The organism is Brachybacterium paraconglomeratum (genome assembly GCF_039541415.1).
GTDB classification, from domain to species: Bacteria; Actinomycetota; Actinomycetes; order Actinomycetales; family Dermabacteraceae; genus Brachybacterium; species Brachybacterium paraconglomeratum_A.
Genome location: NZ_BAABGE010000010.1, coordinates 160,769 through 180,114, shown reverse-complemented (window position 1 = coordinate 180,114; position 19,346 = coordinate 160,769). Strand labels below are relative to the sequence as shown.

19 protein-coding genes are annotated in these 19,346 nt (G+C 69.5%); 7 read left to right on the top strand and 12 right to left on the bottom strand.

Annotated features, from left to right (window positions below):
* Window positions 1-33 precede the first annotated feature (33 nt).
* Complete coding sequence (locus ABD893_RS15430) at window positions 34-234, top strand: DUF3073 domain-containing protein (protein WP_345082313.1); 201 nt, start codon at window positions 34-36, stop codon at window positions 232-234.
* A gap of 127 nt (window positions 235-361) precedes the next feature.
* Here the strand turns inward: ABD893_RS15430 and purM are convergent, their stop codons facing one another.
* The 7 genes from purM to ABD893_RS15395 all read right to left on the bottom strand — a co-directional run bounded on the left by purM (window position 362) and on the right by ABD893_RS15395 (window position 6,583).
* Window positions 362-1,510 (bottom strand): phosphoribosylformylglycinamidine cyclo-ligase, encoded by a 1,149-nt coding sequence (gene purM, locus ABD893_RS15425; protein WP_345082310.1) that lies wholly within the window; start codon window positions 1,508-1,510, stop codon window positions 362-364.
* Entirely contained in the window at window positions 1,507-2,997 is a 1,491-nt protein-coding gene (purF, locus tag ABD893_RS15420) for an amidophosphoribosyltransferase (protein ID WP_345082307.1), read from the bottom strand. Before purF ends, purM begins: the two co-directional genes overlap by 4 nt.
* 53 nt (window positions 2,998-3,050) lie before the next feature.
* Complete coding sequence (locus tag ABD893_RS15415) at window positions 3,051-3,551, bottom strand: hypothetical protein (protein WP_345082304.1); 501 nt, start codon at window positions 3,549-3,551, stop codon at window positions 3,051-3,053.
* Window positions 3,552-3,556: 5 nt separating this feature from the next.
* The gene (locus ABD893_RS15410; protein WP_345082301.1) at window positions 3,557-4,354 is read right to left on the bottom strand and encodes a copper homeostasis protein CutC; all 798 of its coding nucleotides are present in this window, start codon (window positions 4,352-4,354) and stop codon (window positions 3,557-3,559) included.
* The gene (locus ABD893_RS15405; RefSeq protein ID WP_345082298.1) at window positions 4,351-4,755 is read right to left on the bottom strand and encodes a sterol carrier family protein; all 405 of its coding nucleotides are present in this window, start codon (window positions 4,753-4,755) and stop codon (window positions 4,351-4,353) included. The genes ABD893_RS15410 and ABD893_RS15405 overlap by 4 nt, the downstream gene beginning before the upstream one ends.
* A 1-nt stretch (window position 4,756) precedes the next feature.
* Window positions 4,757-6,055, bottom strand: coding sequence for an adenylosuccinate synthase (locus tag ABD893_RS15400; RefSeq protein ID WP_345082294.1), 1,299 nt, complete (start codon window positions 6,053-6,055; stop codon window positions 4,757-4,759).
* Between the two features lie 102 nt (window positions 6,056-6,157).
* Window positions 6,158-6,583 (bottom strand): DUF3151 domain-containing protein, encoded by a 426-nt coding sequence (locus tag ABD893_RS15395; RefSeq protein ID WP_345082290.1) that lies wholly within the window; start codon window positions 6,581-6,583, stop codon window positions 6,158-6,160.
* Window positions 6,584-6,637: 54 nt separating this feature from the next.
* Between ABD893_RS15395 and ABD893_RS15390 the strand changes: the two genes are divergently transcribed.
* Complete coding sequence (locus ABD893_RS15390) at window positions 6,638-8,551, top strand: phosphotransferase (protein WP_345082287.1); 1,914 nt, start codon at window positions 6,638-6,640, stop codon at window positions 8,549-8,551.
* 39 nt (window positions 8,552-8,590) lie between these two features.
* On the top strand, window positions 8,591-9,016 hold the full coding sequence (dtd, locus tag ABD893_RS15385; protein WP_345082284.1) for a D-aminoacyl-tRNA deacylase: 426 nt from the start codon (window positions 8,591-8,593) through the stop codon (window positions 9,014-9,016).
* A 16-nt stretch (window positions 9,017-9,032) separates the two neighbouring features.
* On the opposite strand, the gene ABD893_RS15380 is transcribed toward dtd, so the two are convergent.
* Entirely contained in the window at window positions 9,033-9,716 is a 684-nt protein-coding gene (locus ABD893_RS15380) for an HAD hydrolase-like protein (protein WP_345082282.1), read from the bottom strand.
* Between the two features lie 93 nt (window positions 9,717-9,809).
* Between ABD893_RS15380 and ABD893_RS15375 the strand changes: the two genes are divergently transcribed.
* A complete protein-coding gene (locus tag ABD893_RS15375; protein ID WP_345082279.1) occupies window positions 9,810-10,556 on the top strand; it encodes a phosphoglyceromutase in 747 nt (248 codons plus the stop codon).
* Window positions 10,557-10,721: 165 nt separating this feature from the next.
* Here ABD893_RS15375 and ABD893_RS15370 read toward each other — a convergent pair whose 3' ends face one another.
* Window positions 10,722-12,353, bottom strand: coding sequence for a helicase HerA-like domain-containing protein (locus ABD893_RS15370; RefSeq protein WP_345082276.1), 1,632 nt, complete (start codon window positions 12,351-12,353; stop codon window positions 10,722-10,724).
* Between the two features lie 108 nt (window positions 12,354-12,461).
* Between ABD893_RS15370 and ABD893_RS15365 the strand changes: the two genes are divergently transcribed.
* Complete coding sequence (locus ABD893_RS15365; protein ID WP_345082273.1) at window positions 12,462-13,514, top strand: acyltransferase domain-containing protein; 1,053 nt, start codon at window positions 12,462-12,464, stop codon at window positions 13,512-13,514.
* Here ABD893_RS15365 and ABD893_RS15360 read toward each other — a convergent pair.
* Window positions 13,487-14,095: a TetR/AcrR family transcriptional regulator gene (locus ABD893_RS15360; protein ID WP_345082270.1), complete on the bottom strand. Its 609-nt coding sequence runs from the start codon at window positions 14,093-14,095 to the stop codon at window positions 13,487-13,489. The genes ABD893_RS15365 and ABD893_RS15360 overlap by 28 nt on opposite strands.
* Before the next feature lie 173 nt (window positions 14,096-14,268).
* On the opposite strand from ABD893_RS15360, the gene ABD893_RS15355 reads away from it, so the two are divergent.
* A complete protein-coding gene (locus ABD893_RS15355; RefSeq protein WP_345082265.1) occupies window positions 14,269-16,029 on the top strand; it encodes an MDR family MFS transporter in 1,761 nt (586 codons plus the stop codon).
* A gap of 109 nt (window positions 16,030-16,138) precedes the next feature.
* Complete coding sequence (locus ABD893_RS15350) at window positions 16,139-17,233, top strand: GNAT family N-acetyltransferase (protein WP_345082262.1); 1,095 nt, start codon at window positions 16,139-16,141, stop codon at window positions 17,231-17,233.
* A 40-nt stretch (window positions 17,234-17,273) separates the two neighbouring features.
* Here the strand turns inward: ABD893_RS15350 and ABD893_RS15345 are convergent, their stop codons facing one another.
* Window positions 17,274-17,531, bottom strand: a complete 258-nt coding sequence (locus ABD893_RS15345; protein ID WP_345082259.1) for a hypothetical protein — start codon at window positions 17,529-17,531, stop codon at window positions 17,274-17,276.
* A complete protein-coding gene (locus ABD893_RS15340; RefSeq protein WP_345082257.1) occupies window positions 17,531-19,102 on the bottom strand; it encodes an MFS transporter in 1,572 nt (523 codons plus the stop codon). Before ABD893_RS15340 ends, ABD893_RS15345 begins: the two co-directional genes overlap by 1 nt.
* Between the last annotated feature and the right edge of the window lie 244 nt (window positions 19,103-19,346).

Below are 19,346 nucleotides of genomic sequence, written 5' to 3'. Positions count from 1 at the left end.
CACCCGGCAGCCGATGCACAGGGGGTCAGATCCATGGGTCGCGGCCGACAGAAAGCCAAGCACACCAAGGTGGCTCGGGACCTCAAGTACTACAGCCCGCCGACGGACCTCACGGCGCTGCAGCGAGAGCTGCAGTCTCAGAGAGGCGAGACAGCCTCCAGCAACGGAGACAGCCGGGCCGAGGACAGCGACGACCGGGCCGACGAAGACGCTCCGTCCGTCTATCGCCGTTGAGGACGGCCCGGCATCAGCCGGGAAGCACCGTGACACAGCAGGAGGGCCGACCCATTGGGTCGGCCCTCCTGCTGTGTCGGGCCGTCCGCCGGTTCACAGCCGGTGACCCGTCAGGACCAGTGATCCGTCAGGACCAGCCGGGGTACTGCCCGGCGAGGAGGACCGAGCCGCCCTCGACGCCCTTGGCGCCGGCGACCACGTGCTCCAGTGCGGCACCCGGCTCAGGCAGCGAGTCCTCGCCGACGACCTCGCCGATCACCCGCGCCCCGAGACCCTGCTCGGCGAGCACCGCCAGCGTGGCGTCTGCCTTCGCGGGATCGACCAGCGCCACCATCCCGACGCCCATGTTCAAGGTTCCCTCGAGATCCAGCTGAGGGACCGAGCCCCACTGCGCCACCTGCGAGAACACGGCACCTGGCTGCCACCGGGCACGGTCCACGCGGGCCGCGAGCCCACGGGGCATCACGCGGGCGAGGTTCGCGGCGAGCCCGCCACCGGTGACATGGCTCAGCGCGTGGATCGCTCCGGAGGTGCGCACATCCCGCAGCACGGCCAGCAGATCTGCGGTGTAGATGCGGGTCGGCTCGAGGAGCTCCTCACCGAGGGTGCGGCCGAAGTCGTCGATATGCGCTTCCAGGGAGACGCCGGCGGCCGCGATCACGGCGCGCACCAGCGAGTAGCCGTTGGAGTGGAGGCCGGAGGCATCCATCCCGATCACCACGTCCCCGGCCCGGACCCGCTCCGGGCCCAGCAGTTCATCAGCCTCGACGACACCGACGGCTGCGCCGGCCACGTCATAGTCCTCGGCGGCCATCAGCCCGGGGTGCTCCGCGGTCTCCCCGCCCACCAGGGCGCAGCCGGCGAGCTGGCAGCCCTCGGCGATGCCGCGCACGATGTCGGCGATCCGCTCGGGGACCACCTTGCCGCAGGCGATGTAGTCGGTCATGGCCAGCGGCGCTGCGCCGACGACGATGATGTCGTCCACGACCATGCCCACCAGGTCACGGCCGATGGTGTCGTGGATGTCGAGTTCGCGGGCGATCGCGATCTTGGTGCCCACGCCGTCGGTCGAGGAGGCGAGCAGCGGGCGTCGATACTCCTTGATCGCACTGACGTCGACGAGGCCGGCGAAGGCGCCGATCCCGCCGAGCACCTGCGGACCGTGGGTCGCGGCCACGGCCTCCTTCATCAGCTCGACGGCACGATCTCCAGCGGCGGTGTCCACCCCCGAACCGGCGTAGGTGATCGAAGCGGGCCTGGGGTCCTTGGTGTTCATGCGTCCTTCCCGACGACGGCCGGCTCGGACTCACGAGCCTGGGTGATGCCCTGAGCCCGGGCGATGGGCTCCGGCAGGGCGACCGGGTACTTCCCGGAGAAGCAGGCGGTGCACAGCTTCTCCTCCGGCTGTGCGGTGGCGCTGATCATCCCCTCTTCGGAGATGTAGCCGAGCGAGTCCGCGCCGAGGGACCGGGCGATCTCCTCGATGCCCAGACCGTTCGCGATCAGTTCTGCCCGAGAGGCGAAGTCGATCCCGTAGAAGCAGGGCCAGCGCACCGGCGGGGAGGAGATGCGCACATGCACCTCGGCAGCCCCGGCCTCACGCAGCATCCTCACCACCGCGCGCTGGGTGTTGCCGCGCACGATCGAGTCGTCGATGACCACCAGCCGCTTGCCGGCGACCACTTCCCGCAGGGGGTTGAGCTTGAGCCGGATCCCGAGCTGGCGGATGGTCTGGCTGGGCTGGATGAAGGTGCGGCCCACATAGGCGTTCTTCACCATCCCCTGCCCGTAGGGGATGCCGGACTCCTGCGCATAGCCGATCGCGGCCGGGGTTCCGGATTCCGGGGTGGGGATGACCAGATCCGCCTCGACGGGATGCTCGCGGGCCAGCTGCCGGCCCATCTCGGCGCGGGCCTCGTTCACGCTGCGGCCGGCGATGCGGGTATCAGGGCGGGCGAGATAGACGTACTCGAAGACGCAGCCCTTCGGCTCGGGCGTGATGACCTGCTCGCTGCGCAGGCCCTGCTCGTCGATGACGATCATCTCGCCGGGGGCGACTTCGCGCACGAAGCTCGCGCCGCAGATGTCCAGGGCTGCGGTCTCCGAGGCGACCACCCAGCCGCGCTCGAGCCGGCCCAGCACCAGCGGACGGATACCTTGCGGGTCACGCGCCGCGTACAGCGTGGTCTCGTCCATCAGGGTGAAGCAGTAGGCGCCGCGCAGGTGCGGCATCAGCTCGCGCAGCGCGTCCTCGAGGGGACCCTCGCTGTTCAGCAGCGCGGTGACCAGGGCGGTATCGGTCGTGTTCCCGCGACCCAGCTCACCGGTGCGCGGCGTGCCATGGCGCTCCTCGATCAGCTCGAGCAGCTCCTCGGTGTTCACCAGGTTGCCGTTGTGAGCCATCGCCACGGTGCCGTCAGGGCGGGGACCCAGCGCAGGCTGGGCGTTGGACCAGTTCGACGCCCCGGTGGTCGAGTACCGGGTATGGCCGAGCGCGATATGTCCCTGGAGCGCTCCGAGGGAGGCCTCGTCGAAGACCTGGGAGACCAGTCCCATGTCCTTGTAGACCATGATCTGGGAGCCGTCGCTGGTGGCGATGCCGGCAGATTCCTGCCCGCGATGCTGCAGCGCATAGAGACCGTAATAGGTCAGTTTCGAGACGTCCTCGCCGGGCGCGAAGACACCGAAGACGCCACAGGCGTCTTGCGGGCCCTTCTCACCGGGGAGCAGGTCATGGGAGAGTTTTCCGTCGCCGCGTGCCACCGGTACATAGTGCCACAGCGCGGGATCACGCCGGGCTGCCGTCCGCGGGGAGATCAGCGGCGCGGTGCACGCTTCTGACGGTGCCGCACGGAATCGATGACGGCCGCGATCGTGGCCAGCGGGAGGCCGACGACGACAGCGGCGAGCAGCACGAAGTTGGCCACCCCACCGAGGTCCGCGAAATCGAAGAACGGGGCGCTGATCAGCGCGATGACGGCGGGCAGCGCGATCGCGACGGCGACCCAGAAGCCCAGGGTCGGGGTGCGGCCCCGACGCACGTAGATGCTGGTCTCGGAGGGACCCACCGGCACTGTCGCCGAGTCGCCGGCGTCGCGGGGGGCCTCGTCTGAGATGTCGGGCTGCTGATCGGCAGGGGTGTCGCTCTGCTCACGATCGACCGCCTTCGGGGCCGGCGCGGTGCCCGCCTCGTCGGCGCTCGCGGCAGCAGTCTCGGTGACTCCCGCAGCGTCACCTCCTTCGGCGCTCTCGGCGCGCTCGAGAGGTCCAGCGCTTGCGAGGTGCTCGGGCTTGTCGGGCTCGTTCAGGGTGCTCACGGTGTTCACAAACCTCCAGCAGCGTCGACCGCCGCGGCGACGATCGCCGGGTCGGTGCGGGTATCAGGGGCGCCGGCCTCTACCTGGGCACCGGAGCGGCGGCGCGCGGACAGGTGCACGTCGGACACGCCGCTGCGGCGTGCGAGGTCGACGAGGTGTGCGGGGCGGACCCCGCCACCGGCACAGATGTCAAGAATTCCTTCGGCGGCGTCGACCATCGCTGCCAGATCCTCGGCTCCGTCCAGGGCGTGGTCCGCGCCTCCGGAGCTGAGCACGCGATGAAAGCCGAGACCCAGCAGAGTCCGCACCGCATGTTCGCGCTGGGCACGGCCCGGCAGCGCATCGACGGCGCGGTGGGCGGTGAGGGTGATGCCGCGCAGCGCGACGCTGCCAGCGGTCAGGGCGCCGTCCCGGATGGTCTCGATCGCCGGGACGTCCAGCTCCCCCGACTCGGCGAGAGCACCGATCACCACGCCGGCGGCGCCGGCGGAGACGGAGTCTCGGGCGTGACGTGCCATCAGCTGCACCTCGTCCGGGGAGTACAGGAACTCCTCGGGATGGTCCAGGAAGTCACCGCGCTCCGCCCGCGAGCGGATCAGCACGTGCACGTCGAAATGGGGCTTCGCGTCCCGTGCAGCCACCAGCACCGAGGCCCGACGCGTGCATTCCTCGACCAGCTCGGGCGGCGGGGTGATCCCACCTCGTGCGAGCTCGATGCACAGCTCCACCCGATCTGCTCCGGCAGTGGCGGCGACCTCGAGACCCGCAAGGTCCTCGATCGCAATCTCTACGGCGATGCTCATGGCTGCTCCTGTTCACGGGCGGTGCGCACGACCCGTCGCGGTCCGGGCATGGGCAGCTGCTCGGTGAGGTCGCTGCGCTCCCCGCTGGCATGCACGCGGCCACCGGCGACGGCCTCCGCCCAGGGGAGGTCACCGCTGACCAGCGCCAGCCAGGTGGCGGCGTCGGTCTCGACCACGGCGGGCGGGGTGCCACGGGTGTGGCGGGTGCCGGGGATGGCCTGCACCGCCGCGTAGGGAGGGACCCGCAGCTCGACAGCGCCGCCCGGGAACTCCTCGGCGAACAGCTCCAGGGTGTGGCGCACCGCGGAGGCCAGCACGGGGCGTCCGGCAGCCCCCGGTGCGGTGGCCCAGGAGGCGAGTGCGCTGCGTCCCTGTTCAGGATCGGTACGACGGCTCACCACGTCAGCCGGCCACCTCCGGCAGCAGGTCGTGGACGGCGATGGTCGCAGCACGGTCCGGGCCCACGCCGATGGCGCTGATGCGGCACCCTGCGAGCTCCTCGAGACGAAGCACATAGGCGCGGGCGTTCTCCGGCAGCTCCTCGAAGGTGCGAGCCTCGGAGAGGTCCTCGGTCCATCCCGGGAGCGTCTCGTAGACCGGTGTGGCGTGGTGGAACTCGGTCTGCGTCATCGGCATCTCGCGGTGGATCACACCGTCGATGTCATAGCCGGTGCAGATGGGCACCTCGTCGATGCCGGTGAGCACGTCGAGCTTGGTCAGCACGATGTCGGTGAAGCCGTTGATGCGCGCCGCATGGCGGATCATCAGCGCGTCGTACCAGCCGCAGCGACGGGGACGGCCGGTGTTCACGCCGACCTCACCGCCGGTGGTCTGCAGGTACTCGCCCCACTTGTCGAAGAGCTCGGTCGGGAACGGGCCAGCGCCCACCCGGGTGGTGTAGGCCTTGGCGATCCCGATCACCCGGTCGATGCGGGTGGGGCCGATGCCGGTTCCGGTGCAGGCACCGCCCGCGGTCGGGTTCGAGCTGGTGACGAACGGATAGGTGCCGTGGTCGACGTCCAGGTAGGTGGCCTGGCCGCCCTCCATGAGGACCACCTCGTCACGGTCCAGCGCGTCGTTCAGCAGCAGGGTGGCGTCGACCACCATCGGGCGCAGTCGCTCGGCGTAGGACAGGAGGTTCTCGACGATCTCGTCGACCTCGACCGCCCGGCGGTTGTAGAGCTTGACCAGCAGCTCGTTCTTCTGACGCAACGCGCCCTCGATCTTCTGCCGCAGGATCGACTCGTCGTAGAGATCCTGGACACGAATGCCGAGGCGACCGATCTTGTCCATATAGGCAGGGCCGATGCCGCGCCCGGTGGTGCCGATCGCACGCTTGCCCAGGAAGCGCTCGGTGACCTTGTCGAGGGTCTGGTGGTAGGGCGCCACGATGTGGGCGTTGGCGCTGATCCGCAGCCGCGAGGCGTCGACGCCGCGCGACTCGAGCATGCCGATCTCCTCGAACAGTGCTTCGAGATTCACCACCACGCCATTGCCGATCACCGGCGTGACCTGTGGCGAGAGGATGCCTGCAGGGAGCAGCTTCAGCTCGAACTTCTCACCGTCCACCACCACGGTGTGCCCGGCGTTGTTACCTCCGTTGGGCTTGACGACATAGTCGACCCGCTCACCGAGGAGATCGGTGGCTTTACCCTTCCCCTCGTCACCCCACTGGGCTCCGACGATCACGACGGCGGGCATGGCGACTCCTGGAAGACGAGGACGAGCTGACGGGGGTCCGTAGCGCAGGAAGCGCACAGGGCCGCGTGGATCCTACCAAGCAGAGCCGAGCGCCCCCTGTGGTCAGCCCAGCAGGCTCGGGTCGGCCTCGCGCAGGAAGGCGGTCACGCGATCCGACTCGGCCACGTCGCCGAGCCGGCGGGAGGTCTCCCCCAGCATCGCCAGGGCACGCAGGAAGCCGCGGTTGGGGGCGTGGGAGGCAGGGATCGGGCCCTGACCGCGCCAGCCGGACTTGCGCAGCGCATCCAGTCCACGGTGATAGCCGGTGCGGGCGTAGGCATAGGCGGCGACATCGTCTCCGTCGGAGAGCGCGTCTTCGGCCAGGGTGGCCCAGGCAAGAGGCGACTCGAGGTGGCGGGCCGCGATCTCCTGCGGCTCGCCGTCCACGAGCTCTTCAGCCACCTGCACATCGACGAAGTCGTCGGGCAGTCGGGTCTCGGGAATCCCCAGAAGGTTCCCGCTGGTGAGGTTATCGGTACGATCAGCCATGAAAGCATCGTAGGCGCTGTCGCCTGATGACCACATGACAAGATTGAATCGCCCATGTCACACACGCAGGACGGCTCCGAGCTCCTCACCGGGCCCGGCGCAGGAGGACTCCTCCGCTCAGCCGTCGGCAACTCCGGAGGAGTGCTGCACAGCTGGCAGCTCGACCATGTCGACCACCGCCCCGGACGCAGCACCAAGGCGCTGTACCGCACGATGGTCTCCTGGCCCGAGCTCGACGGCCCGCAGGCTCCAGCCCGTGAGGAGCTGTTCGGGGCGAGCGCGCATATCGGCGAGCGCGAGAAGAACCTCTACGTCGCCGAGCAGACCCTGGTGATGACCGACGGTGACATCAACGTACGCGTGTGGCGCTACCCGCACGATCCCTGGCTGCCGATGCTTCCGCAGGTCTGCTATCCCGACATCGTCGGCCGCACCCTGCGTGACCTGGGGGCGCCGCTCGGCACCGACCCCTCGGTGCCGATCGCGATCGACGTGGTGTCCTATCGCCCTGGGCGACGTGCCGTGCTGCGCGCCTCACAGGGGGATCACGCCTTCTTCCTCAAGGTCATGCAGCCCCATCGCAGCGGGGAGATCGTGGACCGCCACCACCGACTGCTGGCCGCTGGGGTACCGGTGCCCGAGGTGATCGCCCACCACAACGGGCTCGTGGTCCTCGCCGAGCTGCCCGGCCGCCCCCTGGCCCGCGCGGTGATCGACGAAGGCGTCGACGCCTGCCGTGCCGAGGATCTGGTGGCGCTGGCAGATCGACTTCCCGCTTCGATGTATACCCTCCCGCTGCGTCCGCCCTGGACCGACTCGGTTGAGTTCTACGCCGGGATCGTCAGCTCCTCCGTCCCCTCCCTGGGCCCCCGGCTGGATGCCCTGGTGCGGGCGATCCGGGAAGGGCTGACAGCCCTTGAGCAGCGCATGGATATGGGTCCGCATGATGTGGTGCATGGCGATTTCTACGAGGCTCAGGTCTTCGTGGAGAACGGCAAGGTGGTGGGTCTGCTCGACATCGACACGGTGGGGCCGGGCCGGCGGGCAGACGATCTGGCCTGCCTGCTCGCACATCTCAGCGTTCTCGCGGACTATGGCAACGCCGGGCGCATCGACCGCGCCATGCAGGAGCGCGTCGAAGAATCCATCAACACCTGGCACGAGATGTTCATCGAACGGGTGGATCCCACTGAGCTCGCGCTGCGCTCCGCAGGAGTGGTGCTGTCCCTGGCCACCGGCCCGCACCGGCAGCAGGAAGCCTCCTGGGAGGCCGCCACCGAAGCCATCGTGCGCGTCGCGGAAGAGTGGGTCACCGCGGCCCGCCGAGCAGAGCAGCATCGTCGCGACGCTGCGGCGGCCGAGGACCGGCGCACTGCCCCGAGCGCCGGCACCCCGCCCCAGCAGCCGGTCCCACCCACCCAGGGGCCGACGGGAGTGCGCCAGGCCCCAGCCCCCGGGTCCGCCCCGACCGGGCAGCAGCCAGCGCCTCAGCAGATCCAGCAGCCACAGCAGCAGGTTCAGCAACAGGCCCGCCTGCGCCCCTCAGTCGCCCCACAGCAGAGCATGTCGGCCCCCGCACAGCAGTCGGCGCCCGTGCAGTCCGGACCTCCGCACTCCGCACCGCCGCAGTTCGGACCTCCGCAGTCCGGACCTCCGCACTCCGCACCGCCGCAGTTCGGACCTCCGCAGTCCACCTCTCGCCAGACCGGGGCTCCTCACGGTGCGCCGCAGAATCCCTCGACGCCCTGGGAGCAGTCAGCCCCGCCTGCGTTCTCCGCTCCGCTCGAGCACACTGGTCCTCCTCCCCCTCGTTCCGCCCCTCCGCCGAGGAATCCTCCGGCCGCCCAGCCGGTGCCTCCGCTGGATCCCTCCCCCGGGCAGCAGCACCCCTCCCGCGGGCCGCTGGACGATGGAGACGATGACTCCCCTACGCAGGAGCGCAGGATCGACTCGATCCAGCCCGGCTGATCTCCCGCCACGTTCTCTCCGCTGTGCCACCATCGGAGCATGCGTGCAGTGCTTCAGAGAGTCGACGGTGCCCAGGTCGAGGTCGACGGCAAGGTGGTCGGCGCGATCGAGGGCGAAGGTCTGCTCGTGCTGGTCGGTGTCACCCATGAGGACGGACCGGAGCAGGTGGCGACGATCGCCCGGAAGATCTGCGAGCTGCGCATCCTGGACGGCGAACGCTCAGTGCTCGATGCCGGGGCGCAGGTACTGGTGGTCTCCCAGTTCACGCTCTACGCGGACGTGCGCAAGGGGCGTCGACCCTCCTGGAGCAGTGCAGCCCCAGGGCCTGTCGCCGAGCCACTGGTGGAGCAGGTGGTCGAGGCGATCCGCGAGCGCGGCGTCACCGTCGCGACCGGACGCTTCGGCGCAATGATGCGCGTGGGCCTCACCAACGACGGCCCCTTCACGATCCTCCTCGAGGCCTGAGCGCCCGCAGCGGAGCTCAGCCCAGCAGGAGCGCCGAGAGCTCGGCGACGGTCGCGACGCATGGGACGTCGGCCGCCTGCTCGACAGGCCCGCCGTATCCCCAGCCGACCAGCAGCGCGGGCACGCCGTGCTCCGAGGCACCCTCGGCGTCGTGGATCCGGTCCCCGATCATCACGGTCCGCGCCCTGCCCGCCGCCCCGGCCGCGAGGCCCAGGCGCTCGAGAACGCTGCCGATCACCGCCGCTTTGTCGCTCCTGCCCGAGGCGCGGTCGGTGCCGCCGATCAACGCGAAGCGGTCCGCGAGGCCCTGCTGCTCGAGCAGGCGCCGCGCCGTGGTCTCCGGCTTGTTGGTCGCGACCGCTACGGTGCGCCCGGACGCCGCGAGCCCGTCCAACAGCTCCGGGATGCCCGGATAGGGCAGCGCCTCCAGCAGGCCGTGGGACTGGTAGTGCTCGGTGTACGCGAGGCGGAGCTCCTCCGCGCGCTCGGCGCTCATCCCGAGCACGCCGCGGAAAGAGGTCGTCAACGGCGGACCGATGAAGGTGCGCAGCACGGCGGGCTCGGGGAGCTGCTCGTCGCAGGCCGCGAAGGCGTGCTCGAGCGCCGCGAAGATGCCGGGTCCGGAGTCCACGATCGTGCCGTCGAGATCGAGCAGGACCACAGGGACGTCGGAGAGTGCGCCGGAAGCAGTGCTGAGCATGGGATCGAGCCTAACGTCCGCCCCGCGCCCTGCGAGGCGGGCAACCGATGGGCAAGAACTGCGCCCTCTCCCCCGCGCCGTTAGGCTGTGACCATGACCTACACACTCGTGCTGCTCCGCCACGGCGAGAGCGACTGGAATGCGAAGAATCTGTTCACCGGCTGGGTGGACGTCCACCTCACCGAGAAGGGTGAGGCTGAGGCCGCCAACGGCGGAGTGCTGCTGAAGGACGCCGGCATCCTGCCCGACGTCGTGCACACCTCGCTGCAGCGCCGCGCGATCATGACCGCGAACCTCTCCCTCGATGCCGCCGACCGCCACTGGATCCCCGTCAAGCGCGACTGGCGACTGAACGAGCGCCACTACGGTGCGCTCCAGGGCATGAACAAGTCCGAGATCCGTGAGAAGTACGGCGAGGAGAAGTTCATGGCCTGGCGTCGTTCCTACGACACCCCGCCGCCCGAGATCGAGTTCGGCACCGAGTTCAGCCAGGACCAGGACCCCCAGTACGCGGGCCTCGGCGACCAGCTGCCCAAGTCCGAGTGCCTCAAGGACGTCGTCGAGCGCTTCCTGCCGTACTGGGAGGAGGGAATCAAGCCTGACCTCGTCGAGGGCAAGACTGTGCTCATCGCCGCCCACGGCAACTCGCTGCGCGCGTTGGTGAAGTACCTCGACGGCGTCTCCGACGAAGAGATCTCCGGCCTGAACATCCCCACCGGCCAGCCGCTGGTGTACGAGCTGGACGAGGACTTCCAGCCCGTCGAGAAGGGTGGCCGCTACCTCGACCCCGTCGCCGCGAAGGCCGCCGCAGAGGCCGTCGCGAATCAGGGCAAGAAGTGAGCTGAGCTCAGCCTGATCCGGGTCCCCACGGGACCGGATGCACCGAGAGCCCCCGGCTGTTGCCAGGGGCTCTCGTCATGTCCGGGCGCTGGCGCGCCGGGGCCGGTCGGCGCGGTGCCAGCAGGCCAGCGACTGGCCCCACCGTGCGGCGGCAGGGCCGTTCGCTCAGCGGCGGCGCTTGGTGCCGAACAGGCTGCGGGTGATCTCCCGGCCCAGCACAGTGCCCGCGGAGCGGAAGAACGACTTCACGGCCGGCTTCTCGAAGAACCCACCCTCGTCCTTCTTCGTGGACGCCTTCCGCTGGGAGGCGCTCGACTCCTTCTCCCCCTGCTCAGCGCCTTCGTCGGCCCCCTCCTCGAGGGCCCTGGCGTCTTTCTCGGCCCGGGCGGTGAGGATCTCGTAGGCGGATTCCCGATCCACGACGGTCCCGTACTCCGCGGTGAGCGGCGAGGCCTTCACCACGGCGGCGATGACACCCTCCCCCGCCGGGTCCATCGAGGATTCCGGCGCGCGCACGGCGGTGATCGCCACCGGCGTGGGGGCCCCGTCCTCGCTCATCACCGTCACGATCGCCTCGCCGGTGCCGAGCGCGGGAATCACCTCGACCAGATCATGCTCGGAGGTCGGGAAGGTGCTGGCGGTGGCCTTGAGGGATTTCGCGTCGTCGGGCGTGAAGGCGCGCAGCGCGTGCTGGACCCGGTTGCCGAGCTGGGCGAGCACGTCCCCGGGGACGTCCTTCGGGGTCTGGGTGATGAAGAAGATGCCCACCCCCTTGGAGCGGATCAGCCGCACCGTCTGGACGACCTGGTCGAGGAACGCCTTGGAGGCGTCCTTGAACAGCAGATGCGCCTCATCGAAGAAGAACACCAGCTTGGGGACCTCGGCGTCGCCCACCTCGGGAAGGTCCTGGTACAGCTCGGCGAGCATCCACATCATGAAGGTCGAGAACAGTGCGGGCCGTGAGGCGACGCCCGGCAGTTCGAGGCAGGAGATGATCCCGGTGCCGTCCTCGGCCTTGCGCAGCAGCTTCTCGGTGTCGAAGGCGGGCTCACCGAAGAAGACATCCGCCCCCGAGGCCTCGAAGGCGGTCAGGCTGCGCAGGATCACGCCGGCGGTCGCGGTGGAGATTCCGCCGATGCCCTTGAGCTCGCCCTTGCCCTCGTCGGACGTGAGGAACTGGATCAGGGCACGGAGGTCCTTGAGGTCCAGCAGGCCCAGGCCCTGGGTGTCCGCGTAGTGGAAGATCAGCCCCAGCGAGCTCTCCTGGGTCTCGTTCAGCTCAAGCACCTTGGCCATGAGCACCGGCCCGAAGGTGCTCACGGTGGTGCGGATCGGCACGCCCTCGCCCTGGCCGCCGAGGCTGAAGAACTCGGTGGGGGCAGCGCGGGAGATCCACTCCTGGCCTCGGGCCGCGGCGCGGGCGGAGAGCTTCTCGGATGCCGGGCCGGGAACGGCGATGCCGGAGAGGTCGCCCTTCATATCGGCGACGAACACGGAGGCCCCGGCATGGGCGGCCTGCTCGGCGATCACCTGCAGAGTGCGGGTCTTGCCGGTGCCGGTGGCGCCTGCGATCAGGCCATGACGGTTCAGCATCCTCACCGACAGGTTCACGGCCACGGCCGGATTCGGCTCCTCGCCCTCGATCATCGCGCCGAGATGGATCCGACCGCCGTCGAAGGCATAGGCGTCGCGCACGGCCAGGGCCGAGGGGCTGAGCTGCGCAGCGGGGCTCTCGATGGTCTCGACGGTCTCCGCACCCGTGGGGGTCTCAGCGGTTTCGGGGATCTCGGTGCTCATGCTCTGGCTCCTCCTGCGTCGGCGCAGGCCGACGGATGCGTGGTCTCGACACTGGAATCGTAGCGGCCCAGCTCACATCCAGGTGCCGCCGGGCGCTACCGTGTGCCCATGAGTGTCCGCCGTGATTCCCCGTTCGAGGTTCTCGGCGATCCGCCGCAGGCCGTCCGCGCCACCGAGGAGCTGCCGTCGGCTGCCGTCGCCCAGATGCTGAGCGCTCCTTCGACTCCCGCATTGCTGGAGCTGCTGGGCATCACCGGTGACGATCACTCCGAGCTCAGCGCCCTGATCGGCCCGGCCCTGGCGGATCCGGAGATCCTCGCGGAGATCACCCGCGCCGCGAACCTGCTGCGGGTGAGCGCCGGGCTCGAGGCTCCCGCGGCTGCTCTCGACACCGTGAAGGAGCAGCACAACGCGCTGCAGCGGCGCCTCGCACCGGGGGAAGGCCTGCTCTCGATCCTTGCCCTGGTGGTGAGCACGTCGACGGTGCGGGCCTGGCATCGGGAGCGCGGGCTGAGCACCGAGCAGTCCTGGGAGGTGCTCGCGGACCTCGGTCAGCAGATGCGGGTCCATCGCCGCAGCAGCGGGCGGCTGGGACTGCACCAGCTGGCGTGGATGGCACTGAACTGGCGAGGACGCCTCGTGCACCTGGGTCGCCTCCAGTTCGATCTGCATCGCACGGAGAAAGGCACCGAGAACGAACGCTGGGTGATCGGCGCCCACATACCCGCCACCGGTCCGTTGGATCCCACGGCGGTCGAGGAATCCTTCTCGCAGGCGACCGCGTACTTCTCCACCCACTACGCGGATCTCGACACCGCACGCCCGCCCGGTGCGGTGCCGTTCGGCCATGAGTTCCTCTGCGACTCCTGGCTGGTGAACCCGGTACTCACCGAGGAGCTCGGTGCGGACTCGAACCTCGGCGCCTTCGCGCGGCGCTGGGAGCTGCTCTCTTCGGAGCGCTCGGATGAGGGCGCGGCCTTCTTCGTGTTCGGCCAGCGCCCGCCCTATGACGCCGCCGGCCTGCCCCGTCGGACGCGGCTCGAGCGCCTGGTCGCCGAGCGGCTTGAGGACGGCCGCGGCTGGGAGAGCGGGCACGGGCGCCTGGTGCGGCAGCGACCCGCTGGCGCGCAGGGTCAGAAGACCCCGTCGGCCTCGTCATAGCGGTCCAGCACCTCGTCGAAAGCGATGCCCAGGTCGATGCCGCGCGCCATCGAGACGGCGAAGGCGGTGCGGGTGATGGCGAAGCCGATCTGCACGGAGAGCATCGCTTGCTCCCGAGCGTCTTCTCCCCCGAGAATCTCTGTCAGCGCCTCGACCATCTCCGTCTGAACCGAGAGCATATTGCCGGTGGAGAGGGAATGCAGCCGCGGCTCCTTGGCCATGACCTCCTTCTTCAGCTCTCGCAGCCCGGCATCGATGGGCGCGGAGGAGATCGCCTCACGCAGCACCGTGCGCAGCGCCTGCAACGGGCCCTGCTCCTCGGCCAGGTGGCGCAGCCGCTCCGCGATCTCGGCGTCCCCGGCGCTGAGGACCCCGATGATCGCGGATTCCTTCGTGGACCAGTGATTGAAGAACGTCCGCGTGGAGACCCCGGCGCGGTGGGCGATCGCCTCGACCGTGACCCCTCCGAGCCCGTGCTCGCTCACCAGCTCGAGGGCGGCGCGATGCATGGCGAGCCGGGACTGACGCTTCTTCAGCTCGCGCAGTCCCAGGCTCTGGTCGGGTTCAGTCGTCTCGTTCACCAGACCATCGTAGGTCCGGCACATCACAAAATCTGCACTCAGTGAAATAGTGCATTGACTGCAAGTGTTGGATAGAGTGATCCGGTCGAGGCCCAGTGACGTGCTACGGCCAGCGGACGCCCTCCAGCGCCCTCTCCATCCTTCCGTCAGCACACCACTCCTCCGAGGAGCTCATGAGCACCCCACCCACCGCCACGCCACCCTCCAGCGCCGCCCCAGCCCCTGCCTTCACCGGCCTGGACCGACAGGGCAAGCTCGTCTTCGTCGGCCTCATGCTCGGCATGTTCGTCGCCTCCCTCTCGCAGACCATCGTCGGCCCCGCGATGCCCCGCATCGTCGGCGAGCTCGGCGGCATCGAGCACTACAGCTGGATCGCGACCGCCGCGATGCTGGTCTCGGCCGTGTCCGTGCCGGTGGTCGGCAAGCTCTCCGACCTCTATGGCCGCCGCTGGTTCTACCTGGGTGGACTGGCCATCTTCATGATCGGCTCGATCCTGGCCGGCATGGCACAGGGCTTCTGGTTCCTGGTCTTCGCCCGCGCCGTGCAGGGCCTTGGCATGGGCACGCTGATGCCGCTGAGCCAGACCATCATCGGCGACATCATCCCGCCGCGTCAGCGTGGCAAGTATCAGGGGATCATGGGTGCCGTCTTCGGCGTCACCTCGATCGCCGGGCCGCTCATCGGCGGTGTGGTCACCGATCATCTGGGCTGGCGCTGGCTGTTCTACCTGACCATCCCGATCGGGATCGCCGCCTTCCTCTTCATCCTGAAGTTCCTCCACCTGGAGAAGTCCGAGCAGCACGGCAAGGTCGATTTCGCCGGCATCCTCACCCTCACCCCCGGCCTGGTCCTCGCGCTGCTGGCCACCACCTGGGGCGGCGCCGACTACGCCTGGACCTCCCCGGTGATCCTCGGGATGTACGCCATCGCTGCGGTGTTCCTGATCGCCTTCGTGGTCATCGAGACCAAGGTCGAGGAGCCGCTGCTGCCGATGCACCTGCTGCTGCGCCCGATCGTCGCCCTGTCGGTCGCGGCCTCGTTCGCGATCGCGGTCGCGATGTTCGGCGCGATCATCTACATCCCCGTCTATGCGCAGGGCGTCATGGGAGTCTCCGCCACCCAGTCAGGCATGATCCTGATCCCCCAGTCAGTCGCCATGATCCTCACCTCGATCGTCGTGGGCCTGCTGATCTCGAAGACCGGCCGCTACCGGCCGTTCCTCATCGTCGGCGGCATCATCATGGTGATCGGATATGTACTGCTGGTCGCCCTCGAATACGGCGACACCCAGTGGCACCTCACCCTCGCGATGATCGTGATCGGCTTGGGGCTCGGCCTGTCGATGCAGGTGTACACGCTGATCGTGCAGAACGCGGTGGCCCGGCGCGAGCTCGGCACCGCCACCGCCGCGATCCAGTTCTTCCGCAACATCGGCTCCACCGTGGGCATCGCGGTGCTCGGCACCGTGATGACCGCGTCGATGTCCACCTCGATCAGCGATCAGATCGCAGCGCTGCCCGCGGAGGACCTCGCCGACCTGCAGGCCTCCGGCGGCGCAGATGTGACCGGTCTCGAGAATGCGGCGCTGGATCCCTCCGCCCTCTCGCAGCTGCCCGACATCCTCGTCGAGCCGATCCGGATGGGCATGGGCGAGGCGATGCACATGGTGTTCCTCACCGCCGTGCCCTTCGCGGTCATCGCCCTGGTGCTCTCGCTGTTCATCAAGCATGTGCCGCTGCGTGAGACCGTCGAATCCGCCGACGAGCTCGCCGCCCAGCCGGGTGTCGACGCCGCCGCGGAGCTCAGTGGCACCGGCACTGAGCCGCAGGACCTCCACCCGCGCACCGGCCCGATCCCGGTGATCGATCCGGAGCAGCTCGACGCTGCAGGCGCTGCCGATGAGCGAGAACCGGTCACGGCCGACGAACGCTGACTTCACCGGCACAACGGCCCGGCCCCGAGTCTTCACGGACTCAGGACCGGGCCGTTGGCCGCTCGCACCCGGGCCGCGGCACCGGGCCGACTCATGAAAAGATGGACGGATGCTGCTGACCGATCACTTCCCGCCCACGATGCCCGCGCCCCTGGAGGGCCACCTGACCACCAGGGTGCCGATCGAGGCCGACGTTCCAGCAGTCGTCGCCCTGGTCACCGCGGACATCCGCCGCCACACCCCGGACGGCTCGGCCGACGAGGCCGGGATGCGCTCGCGCATGGTGGGGCTGAAGTCCTGGGCGCGCCGCGAGGTCGTGGTGGTCCCCGTCGCCGCCGACGGCTCCCCCTCCCTCGATCGGGCCCCGCTCGCCTGGGTGGCGCTGGAGGACCGTGCCACCGGCCGCACCAACGTGCAGTTCGTGATCGCCGAGGATGCTCCCGAGCGCGACGCCCTGGCCGCCGCCCTGCTGGACTGGGCGGTCGAGGTGGGCGGCTCCTTCGCCCGCGCCCGCGGGATCGAGCGCACCCAGCTCGATGCCGATGCGAACGAGCTGGACACCGACCGCGGCAGACTGCTCACCGCCGCCGGTTACACGATGGTGCGCACCTGGCTGCACATGCGCCGGCCCGTCGACCCCGCCGAGCTCGAGGCGCTGCCGGCGCCGCGCGAGGGCACCAGGGTGCGGCAGGTCCATCGCCACGAGTCCGGGCTGCCGGTCGCCCAGGATGTGCGCACCGTGCACCGGATGCTCGAGGAGTCCTTCGCGGACCACTTCAACTCCTACCGGGAGTCCTTCGCCGAATTCGTCCAGCGCCTCATCGAGAACCCGGAAGAGGCGGGCTGGGACCACTGGTGGATCGCCGAGATCCACCGCGACGGCATCTGGCTGCCCGCCGGCGGCCTGGTCGCCGCCGTCCTCCCCAAGACCGAGACCCTGGGCGAGGGCACCTACCTCGAGTACCTCGGCGTGCACCGCTCCGCCCGCGGTCACGGCATCGCGAAAGCGCTGCTGAACGCCTCGATCCAGGACGCCATCGAGCGGGGCCGCACGCACGTCGACCTCGAGGTCGACGATGACTCCCCCACCGGCGCCGACGGTCTCTACGGCGCGATGGGCTGGGAGACCTACGAGCGCACCCAGTCCTGGCACTCCGCGGCCGACACCCACCCCTCACGCCTGCTCGAGCCGCCGACGGCCTGAACCGCATCTTCACGCTTCGGGAGTCACCGCTTCGCGCGGATCACACCTTCGGGGCATTGCGATGGCTCAGCCACCGCCAGATCCTCAAGGGGAACATGCCCAGCAGAGGGGCGCGCTCCCCGAGCCGTTCGTTGTCCCGGCGGTCGAAAGCGGTGGCGTAGCGCTGCGCGTGCGCAGGTGTGGGATAAGTCTTCGCTCCGTCGGCTTCACCGCATCCGCGCTCGCACTCCCAGTACATGGTGGAGCCCTCGGCCCGGAAGCTGGGCCGATGGCCGAACACGAGGCAACCGATCGGCATCACCTGCTCTCCTCCGCCGGGCGCCGCCCTTCGTCGCCTTCACCGCGGTCATCGCCCGGCCTCGTGACGCGGTCGGCGCGCCCATGATCTTCCCGCTCCGCTCCGTCGACCTCCTGGTCCGAGTCTTCGGCCCCCTCGGCCGAGAGCGGAGTCGCGAGATCCTCCAGCTTCTGCCCCTCGGCCTTGACCCCGAACACCAGTTCGGCCACGCCGCCGAGCGCCATCACCACCGCGGCGATCAGGAACCCCAGCGCCACCGGCGGTCGCTCACCGGTATCGATCAGGCTGCCGAACAGCAGCGGGCCAGCGATGCCGCCGACTGCGGTGCCCAGCGCATAAAAAAAGGCGATCGCCAATGCCCGGGTCTCCATCGGGAAGATCTCGCTCACCGTCAGATAAGCGGCGCTGGCTCCGGAGGACGCCAGGAAGAACGTGATCACCAGCAGGATCATGAACGCGGGAAGCCCGCCCGTCTGGCTGACGAACACCCACGCGAGCGGCACGGTCATCACCGCGCTGCCCAGGTAGGCGAGCGCGATCATCGGCTTCCGGCCGACGGAGTCGAAGAAGTGGCCCAGCAGCACCGGCCCCGCGAAGTTCGACAGCGCCCAGAAGATGATGAACAGCGGCGCCAGCTCCGCACCGATGTCATAGAAGGACGTCAGGAGCACCCCGAGGTTGAAGGTGATGCCGTTGTAGAGGAACGCCTGGCCGACGAACAGGGCAAGGCACAGGATCGATCGCTTCGGATACTTCCGGAAGGCGACCGCGGCGATCTCCCGGAACGGGATCGCCGCGCGCGGATGCACGGTCAGCGACGACTCGGGGGCGGGGAGCTCTTCACCGAGCCGCTCCTCGATCGCCTCTTCGATGCCGCCGACGATCTGCTCGGCCTCGTCCTCGCGGCCGTGGAGGAACAGCCAGCGGGGGCTCTCGGGCACGTGCCGCCGCACCACCAGGACGGCGATGCCGAGCACGGCCCCGAAGCCGAACGCCAGGCGCCAGCCGAGATCCATGGGGAACAGCGCGGTGCTCAGCAGCACCAGCGACAGCGCCGACCCGGCGGCGGCACCCAACCAGTAGGACCCGTTGATCACCAGGTCGACCCGCCCGCGCACCTTCGCCGGGATCAGCTCGTCGATCGCCGAGTTGATGGCGGCGTACTCGCCGCCGATCCCCGCTCCGGTGAGGAACCGGCAGAGGAAGAAGAACCACGGAGAGAAGGAGAAGGCGGTCGCGACGGTGGCGATCAGGTACAGCACAAGGGTCCAGATGAACAGCTTCTTGCGCCCCAACCGGTCCGTCAGCTGGCCGAAGAACAGGGCGCCGAGGCAGGCCCCAGCGATGTAGATCGCTCCCGCGAAGCCGATCTGGGCGGCGGAGATGTCCAGCCCGCTGCCGTCCTCGGTGAGCCTGGCGGCAACGTTGCCGACCATCGTGACCTCGAGGCCATCGAGGATCCACACGCTGCCGAGCCCGATCACCACCCGCCAGTGGAACCGTGACCAGGGCAGCCGGTCGAGCCGGGCCGGGACCTCCGTGGTGATCGTGCCGGTCTGGGCGTCGGACATCGGAGCCCCTCCCCACCTCGTCGTAGCGTCGCATGCCGACACCGACGGAGCCCGGTGCCTCAGCAGCATGGAGGCAAACTAGCCCCGCGCGAGACGTGGCGGCAAGAGCGCGACAAGCCGAATGGTCGGTCCAGCGGGGTCACTCGCACTCGAGGGCGCGACCCGCACATTTCCACCGAGCGTGACATAGGCGGGGGAATCCGGCTCGGATTCCCCCGCCTATGTCACGCTCACGGGCTCGTCG